This window comes from Pseudomonas sp. DW-iso17 (assembly GCF_058725345.1).
Genome location: NZ_JBZXEA010000021.1, coordinates 281,173 through 292,999, shown reverse-complemented (window position 1 = coordinate 292,999; position 11,827 = coordinate 281,173). Strand labels below are relative to the sequence as shown.

Genomic DNA, 11,827 nt, shown 5'->3' with positions numbered 1-11,827 from the left:
CTTTGTCTTGGCAAGGCTGCAGGTAAGATAGGCGCTCATCGAGACCTTTTGCCGCATGGCGGGTGTTCTGAGTCGTTATATAGAGGAGTCATTGCAATGGCCCGTATTACCGTTGAGCGTGAACATACCCTGGGAAAAGAACAGGCGCGGGCCAAGGCTGAGCAATTGGCGCGCAAACTCGAGGATAAATATGGGGTGGAGTCTTCATGGGCTGGCGACACCCTGAAGCTCAAGCGCTCCGGGGTTAAAGGCACGGTTGCGGTGGCCGACAACTCACTGCGCATCGATGTCGAACTCGGCCTGTTGATGTCGGCCATGAGTGGCACGATAAAGTCCGAAATCGAAAAGGCCTTGGATAAAGCGTTGGCCTGACCTGGCTGCTCTTAGGGTGCCGATTCTAATTTTAAACCCTACTTTGTGCCCAAGCCCTCAACTCCTGCGGGCCGTCCTCCCCCCCTTTTTGTGTGAGGTGCACCATGGCCAAAGTTATTTTGAAGAAAAAAATCGACGTTCAAACCACTCCCCTGAGTGAGGTTAAAAGCTATGCCCGCAAGATCTGGCTGGCGGGTCTTGGTGCCTATGCGAAGGTCGGCAGTGAGGGCAGCGAGTACTTCAAAGAGCTGGTTAAGAGCGGCCAACATGTTGAAAGTAAAGGTAAAAAAGTTGTAGTTGAACAACTTGATGCCGCCAACAGTCAGATTGACCAGGTAAAGAGTAATGTCTCCGGCGTCAGGAGCCTGGTTGAAGTTCAGCTGGATAAAGTTGAAAAAGCTTTTGACACGCGTGTTGCAAGTGCCTTGAATCGAATCGGCATTGCGTCTAAACATGACGTGGAGACACTCTCTGCTAAGCTCGAAGAGCTGACGGCATTGCTCGAACGTGTCGCGCGTAAACACTAAGGAGACATCGGGATGGCTGTTAAAAAGACTACTCAGAAAGAAGGCAGCTCGTGGGTCGGGGAAGTTGAAAAATATTCCCGCAAAATCTGGCTTGCTGGTTTAGGCGTGTACTCGAAGGTTAGCAGTGACGGCGGTAAATACTTCGAGACTCTGGTCAAGGACGGCGAGAAGGCCGAGAAGTTGACCAAGAGTACAGTGGGGAAAAAAGTTGATGCGGCCAAGGCAACGGCCGGTTCCGCCAAGTCGAGCATTTCTGACACGTGGGGCAAGTTGGAAGAAACCTTCGACAAGCGCCTCAACAGTGCTATTTCGCGACTGGGCGTGCCTAGCAAGGCTGAGTTGAAGACGTTGCACAGCAAGGTCGATACCTTGACCAGGCAAATCGAAAAACTCACTGGCGCCAAAGCGGCTCCAGCCAAGACTGCCGCGGCAAAACCTGCGGCAAAACCAGCGGCCAAAACTGCAGCTGCAAAACCAGCAGCCAAAGCCGCTGCCAAGCCTCTGGTTAAAGCTGCCGCTAAACCGGCTGCAAAATCTGCGGCCAAGGCGCCAGCCAAAGCCGCGACGAAACCTGCGGCCAAGCCAGCGGCCAAAACAGCTGCTGCCAAACCGGCCAGCAAACCTGCCGCCAAGCCAGCGGCTGCTAAAGCAGCAGCGAAACCTGCGGCTAAACCGGCTGCTGCCAAATCCGCTGCCAAGCCAGCTTCCGCCAAACCCGCTGCCAAGCCAGCTGCGGCAAAATCCGCCGCGAAACCAGCAGCAGCCAAACCGGCGGTAAAACCTGCGGTGGCCAAAAAACCTGCCGCGGCGAAAAAGCCAGCAGCGCCAAAGCCTGCCGTGGCGGCCAAGCCGGCTCCGACTGCTTCTGCAGCCAATTCGGTGTCCGCGCCGTCGCCCACCGCTGCTACCCCGACTGCAACGCCGGTAACCCCGACGCCATCCAGTCAGTCCTGATTTTTGCGGGACCAGAAAATGCCCGGCCTATAAAGGTCGGGCATTTTTTATGGGCCACAGCAATCAGGCGTCGCGGGCGCTACACCAAGCCCATCAGTTATAAGTGATAGAAACGGTGACGGCACTGGCCAGCGTGCCGTGGGAAATCGCCGCGCCGGTTTTGTGGTAAGCCGCTTTGAGCGCCAGTACCGCCTTGCTGCTGCTCGTTGCAACCGTACGGCTACGCTGGGCCTCAGTACCGTTGGCGGGGATGATGCCTGCGCTGGCCAGCCAAAGAGCGGTGCCGCCCGAAGTTCCCGTATTGGCAAAGAGCTCTGCGTTGCCGGCGGAGGGTGTGCCAGCGAATTGAAAGATCACGTTCTTGACGTCAGAGTCGCAGTCGGCGGCAAGCTCGAAATCGTGTTCTCCAGCGGAGTCGGCACTATCGAAGTCCGACACTTTGACGGGCGGTAGAGTGATGGTGCGGTTTACATCGCCGGCGATCAGGTTGCACGTGCCCGCGTTGACCACGCCTTGGAAGGTCAGGGTGCCGGTGGTAGCAGCGAAGGCGACAGGAGCGCCCAGGCTGGCCGTGAACGCCAATAGCAGGGGCAGTGTTGAGAGACGCATCGTTAATCCTCAGGGTTTCAGTTGTAGGTGATGTTGACGGTAGCGGTACTGATCAGCGTGCCTTGGCCGACCGTGCCGCTTTTGTGGTACGCAGCGCCGAGTGGCAGTACCGCGCGATTGCCGCTCACAACCGGCGTGCGTTCGTTGTCGCTGCCATTGGCAGGGATCGTTTGATTCGTTCCGTTGATACGTGAATACAGCCACAGCGCCACGCCTCCAGCGGTGCCTGTATTGGCGAAGAGCAGGTCATTTTCAGGCGAGGGCGGGCCGGAAAAACGAAAGGTGACGTTGGCGGCATCGCTGCAATTGGCCGTCAGCTCAAAGTTGTGTGCGCCAGCGTAGGGGCTGCTGTTGAAAGCACTGACCTGCACCGGGTCGAGGGCGATGGAGCGGTTGACGTCGCCTGCCTCAAGGTTGCAGGTAGCAACAGGGCTTACGAACCTGACCGAGTTGTTGAGGTTGAGCTCAAAGCGGCCCAGGCGCTGGCCTATACGGGTCATCATTGTGTATTTGTAGATGCTTCCCGCCGGCACTACCCCTCCGGTCACCGGGCCGGTTTTGTAGAAGATCGCCTCGGCATTGGTGAAGATGGGATGGCGTCCAGTGGGCAGCTGATTGGTAATATTTTCAAGCGCGTAGAAGTTGGTCACTCCTCGGGCATCGGTAATTTTTATGCGGATGCCGATGCCAGGAGCCTCAGTGGAATAGATCAGGCTTGGCAATAGTTGCGGGTACCTGCGGGAGGTGACCTGTCTGAGGGTCAAGCTGTGGCAATTGAAGAAACGGCCGGGAACCACTCCACTGAATGGCTGCTGGGTGATGATGCTGCCATCGGGCAGGTTGGCCGGTACCGTAATAGTGGCCGGAAGGGAAAGGCCGTGCTCGGAGTCCATATAGCTATCGCACTCCGCCTGGGCCGCGATGGGCAGGCCAAGCACCAGCAGGGTCAAGAGGCGCGAGATCGACGGCTTCATTGTGAACTCCGTATTGTCATGGGGCTTTTGGCGGTAGGCGCTTGCGGCGCATGCTGGCAGGCACCTGCGTTCAGGTGGCGCAAGCGGTTGGTGTTCTCGGCAGTGAAACCTGTGCTCACGTCATAGCGCAGCGTGCACAGGGTCGTGGCGTCCGGGCCCCACTTGACCGTCAACTGCCCCTGCCCGCGTGACACACGCGCAAAGGCTTTGCCACCCTGGCCAACGATCCCGACGCTGGCGCCGCTTTCATCGAACACATCCGCGCCGAACGGCAATGGCGTGCCATCCTCCCGCAGCGCCGTGATCAACATGGCCTGCCCGCGTGACACACGCGCAAAGGCTTTGCCACCCTGGCCAACGATCCCGACGCTGGCGCCGCTTTCATCGAACACATCCGCGCCGAACGGCAATGGCGTGCCATCCTCCCGCAGCGCCGTGATCAACATGGCCTGCCCGCTGACGGTCTCGAATTGCAACTGCACCACCGAGCCGGCTCGTGGCGCGACGTTCTGAGCGGCGGTCTTGAGCTCGACATCCGAGGACAGATCCTTGGGGTCCAACTCGACCACGTTCTGGCGGTAAGGCGTGAGATTCGGCACCACGGCGAAGCCGCTTTTGCCGATCTGCGCGCTGTGGTTGCCATTGATCCGTGCGCCGAGGGCGTCGGGAGCCTGGACGATGCCGATGGTGTCGCCCAACTCTGGGGCGAAGGTCACACCGCCACGGTGGGCGACGATGCCACCGGTCATGCCCAGGGAGGTCGATTGGTACGCGTTGCTTTGGCCGTAGCTTGCCGACAGCACGCCTTGAGAGGTCTGGTATTTCATGTCGGCGCTAGTGGCATAGCCGCTGCCTTGAGCACGGCTGCTGCTCAGGCCGTAGCTCAATTCATTGCGCCCGCCAAGCGTACCGCCCAGGCTCAGGCGCTCGCCGCTGCTTTGATCGCCACGGTAGACGGTGGTGGTCAGTGTGGGCGAGCGTGCGCCGCTGCCCAGTGGCAGGCTGACGGTAAAGTCCAATTGCTTGTCGACGCGTTCGCTCAGCAAGTCCCGGGTGCGCTGCGCGCTGACGGTGTAATGCAAACCCTTCCACGTACTGCTGTAGCCGGCGGTAAACGTCAGGTTGCCATTGTTGCGGTTCCAATAGTTTTGCGAGGAGCCGGTCAGGTACACCGAGCCGTCGCCGACGCTTTGGTTGAGGCTGATGTCCATTCGGTCACGCAGGCGCGAAACGGTGTCGAGCTTGAGCCCGTCCAGCGCAAGGTCGCGGATGTGTGCTGCGTCGCTCACGCTCAAGAAGCCTTCGGTGGAGTAGCGGTAGGCGCCCAGCGCGAAGTGGGTGCCCGTATTCGCGAAGTTCTTGCTGTAGCGCAGCTGTACGCTTTGACCCGCGCGTGAACCATGCCCTGGCAGATGCGCGTTCGACTGGGTCAAGTCCAGAGAAAGTGCGCCCAACGGCGTGTTGAACGCGGCCCCCAGCAACTGTGAACGGTAATCCTCACCCATCACGGCACCGGTATAACCGGTCAGCAGATTACTCAGGCCATGCTGGTAAGTCGCTTGCATCAGCCTGGGCGGGTGGTGCAGGCCGACTTCATCGAGCAGGCCGGCACTCAGCGAATAGCGGCTGTAGCCGGGGCGCAGCAGGTTGGCGTTGGCGGCAAACGGTACGATGAACTCACGGGTACGACCGTCGGCTTCGGTGACGGTGACATTCAGGTCGCCGCCGTAACCGGTGGGGAACAGGTCCTTGAGCACGAACGGGCCGGGCGCGACGGAGACTTCATCCAGCAACACACCGCGTTGGCGCACAGTGACCCGTGCGTTGGTCTCGGCAACCCCGCGCACTACCGGGGCAAAGCCGGTCAGTGAATCGGGCAGCATCCGGTCATCGGAAGACAGGCTGGCGCCGCGCAGACGCACGCTGTCGAACAGTTCGCCGGGGGTATAGAGTTCGCCAAGCACCAGTTGGGACTTCAAGGCACTCAAATCCCGCTGCACATAGGTGGCGCTGCTTTGGTACCCCGAGGCGGTATGGGTGCGGCTGTAGCTGCCGTTGTGGCGCCAGTGCCAGTTCCCCAGGTTGAGGCCGGTGTTCAGGCCGAGGTAGCTGGAGCCCTGGGTGCGCCCGCCGGTCCGCGTGGTGAAGGTATTGGTGTTGTAACGCACAAACGCGGCATCCACGCCGCCATCCCAGTGTTGCGGGTCGACGTAGCCGCGTGGCTGGCGCGCCAGGTATATCTGCGGAACTTGCAGGTCGAGGCGACTTTCACCCGAATCGAACTGGCTGCTGGCGCCGGGCAGGTAGCTGGCGATGTCGGCACAGCTGGAAAGGGCTGCTGCCTCGACGCTATCGACGATAACGCCAAACCTGAGCAGCGCCTGGGGCTCCAGGCACAGCTGGGCGGTGTCATGGCCCGCGATCTTGGAAAAGGACAGGGTTTCACGCCCGATCCACTGGCCGTTAAGGTGCACATCGGCGCGATAGCTGCCAGGCAGGACGACGTTGCCTTGGTTGAACTTGGCGATATCGACCTGCAAGCCCGCCTTGCCACCCGGAAAGAAAGCCGGATTGAATTCGACCTGTTCGGCACTCTGGGCGCTGACGGCTTGAGCGCCGCTGATCAACAGCAGGCTATGCAGGGTCCGCTTGAAGCGATGACGTGCTTTTACGCCGGTTGGCGTGTTGAAACTCATGTTCAGCATTCTCGAAAAACAGGTGTCGGTCGACTGTCGGCATAGGGCGTCCCTACCCGCGTCAGTGGGCATCGACATGAAAAAGTAGGGGCGTGGTAGCGCCAGTCAGGGCGCCCTACGCTGGAAGGTCTGTTCTGGGGGCTGTCATGGCGGGGCCTTGGCGCTATGGACGGCCTTCACGCCATAGTCATCGAGTGTCTGGAACTCTACGGTCGCCTCGGTATTGGCCGATGCTTTGAGCGTGGGCAGCTCAAAGCGCAGGCGGCCGCCGGGCAGTACCATGTTTTCGCTGCCCGACGACGCGGTTTTACGCGCATGTCGTTGCCCGGACTCCAGCACCTCGACGGCTTCAAAGGTCACGTGATAGGGCGTCGGGTTGAAGACTTCCAGGCCCTGGCCCTGTGCGCTTGAGATGCGTCGCCATTGCAGTTTTCCGGGTGCCGTTTCGACTCCGTAGAGCAGGTTATGCGGACGGAAGAACAGTTTGATCCGCGAGCGAAACGCCAGCTGCAGTTGGTTGCCCTGTTGCGCATTTGGAGATTGCGCAGGCACTTCCAGCAAGTTGAACCAGAACAGGCTTTCCTGTGCGGTCGGCAAGGGTTCGCCGGTATAGGCCACGCGCACCACCTGTTGCTTGCCCGGTTCCATACGGAAGATGGGCGGGGTCACCACAAAAGGAATGCCGCCCACCTGTGGCGTCGACTGCTCATCGCCATTATCCAGCCAGGTCTGGACCAATACCGGTGCCTGGTTCTTGCTCTCCAGCCTGACGGTGACCTCTTTGTCGTTCTGCGGATAAACCACGCGCGTGCTGTTGATGATCACGCTCGCCTGCAGCGCCGTTGCGCCCACCAGCGTGCAGGTCAGCAAGGTGGTCTGCGCAAAAATCGAAAATACATTCATGGTGGTTTATCCCGTGCAGCCAGGCAGCGCTGCCGAATGCCGTACGCGGGCACCGAAATCGCTGACGCTGGTGAACTCAACCTTGGCCGGGGTACGCGGACATTCGCGCAACAGCGGCAACGCAAAGCGCTTTACATCGCCGGCCGGCAGCAGCAGGCTGTCGTTGGCGCTCTGGTTCGGCGCTTTGGCAAAACGCTGGCCGGCGCTGAGCAGTTCGATAGAGGCAAGCGAGACGTGATAGGGCGTCGGGTTAGTGGCTTGCAGGGCGTAGCCGCGATCGTGGGCGATCAGTTTCCATTGCAGTTTCGAGGCTGCGTTTGCCACCGCATAAGGCAACGCTTGCGGGCGCAGGAATACGCGCAAGCGGGTGCGAAATGCCAATTCGATCTGGTTATTCTCGTCACCCTTTGCGGCACTCGGCGGCACTTCCAGTACGTTGAGCCAAAACAGGCTTTCACGATCGGCAGGCAAAGGCTCGCCCGAGTAGCGCAGGCGCAACGCCTGTTGCTGGTGCGGCTCAATGCGGAAGATTGGGGGGGACGTACTCAGCGGCGCTTTTGCAGTGGCGGCTGTTGAGTATCGGTCGCCGTCGTCCAGCCAGGTTTGCACCAATGCCGGGCGATTGCCCTTGTTTTCCAGGCGTACGATCACTTCCTGCCGTTCGGCAGGGTAGATCACCCGTGTGCCGTGGATGATGACGCCTGCCTCGGCGGCAAGTATGAACAGCAGCATTGCACCAGACACACCGGCGACAAATGTAAGACGGGCCTTCGTTTTCATCGTCTGGTCTCTTTACCCAGGGAGGAGCCCGCCTTCGCAGGCTCGCTCGCGCTTTACTCGGCGTACTCGATCATGAACCCGACCCGGGTGTTGACCTTGCCTTCGGTGGCCGGGCCGCTGGCGTACAGTTGTGCAGCCAATGGGATGGTTGCCTGGTTATCGGCGATCACCACGCCTTCGGATTTTTCGGTGTACACGTTGATCGGCGTGCCGCTGCGGCTGGTGACCTCCACCTGGACGTTTTTGGCGTTGGTGGTATCCGATGGATCGTCGTAACCATCAATGTTCAAGCGCCCAGTGGCCACGTCGATGGCCGGGCTGGTCGGATCGAAGGCAACCATGGCGGTGCGTCCGTTGGTGCAACTGCCCTCACCCGGTGCGCCGATGCGAATGGTGAAGCCGGTCAGGTTGGCACGGCTGCCTGCCGTGGCCAGGCGTGCAGCAGAGACGCCACCCAGGTTCACGTCCTTGACCACAGCCCCCGTGCCCGGAGCCGCGCCTTCGACGGTGCAGGTCACGTCGGTCACCAGTCCACTGAAGTTGATCACGCCGTCCGCGGCGTACACCGATGACGTCATCGTGGCGCTCAAGGCCAGGGCGGTTGCAACGGCAGGTAAAACGTTGGCTTTCATTCTGTTTTCGATCTCGAGTTATTGAAGTTATCCGCCGCAGGTTTAAGCGCAGTGCCTGAGGTTCTTGTCGAATTTTTTTCATGGGGCGGGCTGGCGTAATTTGTATCTAAAAGTGAATGCGCTCTATAGCGAAGTCTCGAGTTTTGGTTCGTGATTGTTCGAAAGCGTTTTGTTTTGTTTAGTTTTTTTCGTATGGATTTTTGGTTGGGTAAAGTTTCCTCAGTTGTTTCTGTAGGAAGTTGCCGTAAGTAAATGTAGTACTGTTGTGTCCGCTTATTGAACCCTGCATAAGGCTGGTCTATAGCGTGCAGTACTGCATTGATTTATGCGGGGCTCGTTATGACAACTTCACCATTGGCCATCTGTACCGTCATGCTGCTGGATGACCACGAGATGGTTCGCCAAGGTATCGCACTGGGATTGAATGCCGAGGCCGACATTCAGGTGACCGGCTCCTACGGTACGGGCCGGCAACTGCTGGAGGCGCTGGCCCGTCAGCGGGTCGATGTGGTCGTCATGGACTTCGTGCTGGCGCCGTCAGACATCGACGGCCTCAGTCTGCTCCAGACGCTGGGCAGGCGTTTCAGCCAGTGCCGGGCATTGATCGTTTCCTCGGATTATTCGCCTGCGACAGTCTCGCTGGCGCTCAAGGCTGGATGTTGGGGCATTCTGGGTAAGACTCAGAATCTGACCGAGCTGATCACGGCTATCCGAACTGTCGCTCAAGGGCGGCTTTATATACAACCTTGTATGTTGGCGACATTACAGGGCAAACACTCTGCGTTTGATCTCGTCACCGTGAAGTCGACGGTCAATGTTTCAGCGACGCTGTCATTGACTTCCGGGCTCACACCCAAAGAGCGCGAAGTGTTGCGCTGTTTTCTCGATGGCATGTCAGTCAGTTCGATTGCGGCAAAGTTCTCCCGCAGTGCAAGTACTATCAGTACGCAGAAACAATCGGCTTATCGGAAGTTGGGCGTGCGCAATGACAGTGAACTTTTCAAATTCATTCAGCAATTCGGCGGGCCTGAGTAAGCACCGGTCAAAGCGGATCATCCAGGTAGCGCAAGGCCCAGCGTTCGGTGGCCTGGCGTGCAGGTGACAGCAGGTGCGGCGCTACCAGCATCATGACCTGGTACACCACCACTCGTACCTCGCCTTCACGGTCCAGTACGCGTTGGTAATCGAGGGAGAACAGCAGAGTCATGGTGATCTGTTCCACCAACTGCCCCAGTGCCTGGGTGTCACTGACCAGGTGCCCCGCAGCCTTCAACCGCGCCAACAAGGAGGCCAGGGTACGTTTGAGCGCGGTAAGCAGATTGCGGATCCCCTTGGCCAGCTTCGGCAGGCGCCCGGCCAGGTTCGACAGGTCCTGGAAGAGGAAGCGATAGTGGGCCATGCGCTCGACAATCAGGTGCAAAAACAGCCAGTAGTCCTCAGCCTCCAGTTGCGCATCGGCAGGCGGGTCGAGCAGCGGCGCCAGCTCGCATTGAAAGCGCTCGAACAGCCCCAGTACCAACGGCTCCTTGCCATGGAAGTGGTAGTAGAGGTTACCGGGGCTGATCCCCATTTCATTGGCCACCTCCATGGTCGACACGTTCGGTTCGCCCTTGTGGTTGAACAACTGCAAGGCACATTCAAGGATACGGTCGCGGGTCTTCATCCAGTCTTCTTAATGTGATGTTTGAGCTCATCGCACGCGCACGTAAGTGCCCGGCGCCGCTTCCATCGGTGGGTAATTCTGGTTGCCCAGAGCGGTGAGGGTTTCGCGTTGTACACCGGAGCGTTTTTGCACCCACTCCAGCCACTGCGGCCACCAACTGCCTTCGACGTGCTGGGCGTCGTAATACCAGGCGCGCGGGTCGCTGCTCAGCTTGAGGTTCTCGACGTAGTTGGCCTTGGGGTTACCCGGTGGGTTGAGGATGCTCTGGATATGCCCGCTGTTGGACAGCACGAAGCGCCGCTCGCCACCCAGCAGTTGCGTGGAGCGGTACACCGCGTCCCACGGCGTGATGTGATCGTTGATGCCGGCCACGCTGAAGCTGTCCACCGCGACCTTGCGCAAGTCGATGGGCGTGCCGCATACCTCCAGGCCGCCAGGGTGGCTCAGGGGGTTGTGCTTGAAGAAGTCCAGCAGGTCGCCGTGCAATGCGGCGGGCAGGCGCGTGTTGTCGTTGTTCCAGTACAGGATGTCGAACGCCGGCGGTTCCTTGCCCAGCAGGTAATTGTTGATCCAGTAGTTCCAGATCAAGTCGTTGGGGCGCATCCAGGCAAACACCTTGGCCATGTCGCGGCCATCCAGCACGCCTTGCTGGTAAGAGCGGCGCTTGGCGGCCTCCAGGGTTTGTTCATCGGCGAATAGGGTTGCGGGGCTGTCGATCTGGCTGTCGAGCAGGCTTACCAGGTAACTGGCGCTGGAGATGCGCCGCAACTGGCGCTTGGCTTGCAGGTGGCCTTGCAGCGCGGCGATGGTCAGGCCCCCGGCGCAGGCGCCCATCAGGTTGACCTCGCGGGCGCCAGTGATGGCCCGGCACACGTTGAGCGCTTCTTCCAGCGCCGCCACGTAGGTGGACAGGCCCCATTCGCGATGCCGCACGTCCGGGTTACGCCAGCTGACCATAAAGGTCTGCAGGCCGTTTTTGAGCGCGTATTGCACAAAGCTGTTGGCCGGGCTCAGGTCGAAAATGTAGTACTTGTTGATTTGCGGCGGCACCACCAGCAGTGGCTTGGCGTACTGTTTTTCGCTCATGGGCTTGTATTGGATCAGCTCCAGCAGCTCATTGCGAAACACCACCGAACCGGGGGTGGTCGCCACGGTCTTGCCCACTTCGAAAGCGTGCTTGCTGACCTGGCGCGGCAAACCGTTGTTGTGCAGCAGGTCTTCGAACAAATTACTCACGCCACGCACTACGCTGTTGCCGCCGGAGTTGAGCAACTCCTTGATCGCCAGCGGGTTGAGCAGGGTGTTGGAAGGGGACACGGCATCGTTGAGCAGGGCGAAGGCGAACTGCGCGCGGGCGCGATCATCGTCACTGAGGGCGCTGTCATCGATCCACTGCCGTGTCTGTTTTTGCCAGCTCAGATAGGCTTGCAAGCTGCGGCGGTACAGCGGGTTGAGCTTCCAGGTGGGGTCGCTGAAGCGATGGTCCCTGGGGTTGGGTTCGTGCACGGTCTCACCCAGCAGCACACGGCCCAGCTGGCCGCCCAGGGCCAGGGCGTGGCGAGCGGTGTGCACCGGGTTGCGCAGGCCGTGCGCGGCGACGGTACGCAGGGTCGACAGCAAGTCCCGGCCGCGCAGGCCGGTGATCGCATTTTGCGCGTTGATGAACGCAGCGGGGGTGGGCGCCGGGTTCGTCACGGGTCTTTCTCGCATGAGCCAA

General features: G+C 59.9%; 12 protein-coding genes. 4 read left to right on the top strand and 8 right to left on the bottom strand.

Features of this window, described 5'->3' with window-relative positions; all coding sequences use genetic code 11:
• Nucleotides 1-96: 96 nt before the first annotated feature.
• The 3 genes from AC4PS6_RS15700 (at nt 97) to AC4PS6_RS15690 (ending at nt 1,853) form a co-directional block, all read left to right on the top strand.
• Nucleotides 97-372 (top strand): polyhydroxyalkanoic acid system family protein, encoded by a 276-nt coding sequence (locus AC4PS6_RS15700; RefSeq protein ID WP_014716557.1) that lies wholly within the window; start codon nt 97-99, stop codon nt 370-372.
• 104 nt (nt 373-476) lie between these two features.
• A complete protein-coding gene (locus AC4PS6_RS15695) occupies nt 477-899 on the top strand; it encodes a phasin family protein (protein WP_014716558.1) in 423 nt (140 codons plus the stop codon).
• Nucleotides 900-911: 12 nt separating this feature from the next.
• Complete coding sequence (locus tag AC4PS6_RS15690; RefSeq protein ID WP_014716559.1) at nt 912-1,853, top strand: phasin family protein; 942 nt, start codon at nt 912-914, stop codon at nt 1,851-1,853.
• A gap of 93 nt (nt 1,854-1,946) precedes the next feature.
• Here AC4PS6_RS15690 and AC4PS6_RS15685 read toward each other — a convergent pair whose 3' ends face one another.
• The 6 genes from AC4PS6_RS15685 to AC4PS6_RS15660 all read right to left on the bottom strand — a co-directional run bounded on the left by AC4PS6_RS15685 (nt 1,947) and on the right by AC4PS6_RS15660 (nt 8,447).
• Entirely contained in the window at nt 1,947-2,462 is a 516-nt protein-coding gene (locus AC4PS6_RS15685; RefSeq protein WP_168223965.1) for a fimbrial protein, read from the bottom strand.
• Between the two features lie 17 nt (nt 2,463-2,479).
• A complete protein-coding gene (locus AC4PS6_RS15680; RefSeq protein ID WP_336826773.1) occupies nt 2,480-3,436 on the bottom strand; it encodes a fimbrial protein in 957 nt (318 codons plus the stop codon).
• Nucleotides 3,433-6,132 carry a fimbria/pilus outer membrane usher protein gene (locus tag AC4PS6_RS15675; protein WP_492180873.1) on the bottom strand — a complete coding sequence of 900 codons (2,700 nt, stop codon included), beginning with the start codon at nt 6,130-6,132 and terminating at the stop codon, nt 3,433-3,435. Before AC4PS6_RS15675 ends, AC4PS6_RS15680 begins: the two co-directional genes overlap by 4 nt.
• A 144-nt stretch (nt 6,133-6,276) precedes the next feature.
• The gene (locus tag AC4PS6_RS15670) at nt 6,277-7,035 is read right to left on the bottom strand and encodes a fimbrial biogenesis chaperone (RefSeq protein ID WP_073451950.1); all 759 of its coding nucleotides are present in this window, start codon (nt 7,033-7,035) and stop codon (nt 6,277-6,279) included.
• 6 nt (nt 7,036-7,041) lie between these two features.
• Nucleotides 7,042-7,815 (bottom strand): fimbrial biogenesis chaperone, encoded by a 774-nt coding sequence (locus AC4PS6_RS15665; RefSeq protein WP_032901829.1) that lies wholly within the window; start codon nt 7,813-7,815, stop codon nt 7,042-7,044.
• A 53-nt stretch (nt 7,816-7,868) separates the two neighbouring features.
• Nucleotides 7,869-8,447 (bottom strand): fimbrial protein, encoded by a 579-nt coding sequence (locus AC4PS6_RS15660; RefSeq protein WP_014716565.1) that lies wholly within the window; start codon nt 8,445-8,447, stop codon nt 7,869-7,871.
• Nucleotides 8,448-8,786: 339 nt separating this feature from the next.
• Between AC4PS6_RS15660 and AC4PS6_RS15655 the strand changes: the two genes are divergently transcribed.
• Complete coding sequence (locus tag AC4PS6_RS15655) at nt 8,787-9,482, top strand: response regulator transcription factor (protein ID WP_014716566.1); 696 nt, start codon at nt 8,787-8,789, stop codon at nt 9,480-9,482.
• A 7-nt stretch (nt 9,483-9,489) separates the two neighbouring features.
• On the opposite strand, the gene AC4PS6_RS15650 is transcribed toward AC4PS6_RS15655, so the two are convergent.
• Together AC4PS6_RS15650 and phaC are read right to left on the bottom strand one after the other, a co-directional pair.
• Nucleotides 9,490-10,110 (bottom strand): TetR/AcrR family transcriptional regulator, encoded by a 621-nt coding sequence (locus AC4PS6_RS15650; RefSeq protein WP_019820031.1) that lies wholly within the window; start codon nt 10,108-10,110, stop codon nt 9,490-9,492.
• A 27-nt stretch (nt 10,111-10,137) separates the two neighbouring features.
• A complete protein-coding gene (gene phaC, locus AC4PS6_RS15645; RefSeq protein WP_019820033.1) occupies nt 10,138-11,820 on the bottom strand; it encodes a class II poly(R)-hydroxyalkanoic acid synthase in 1,683 nt (560 codons plus the stop codon).
• Between the last annotated feature and the right edge of the window lie 7 nt (nt 11,821-11,827).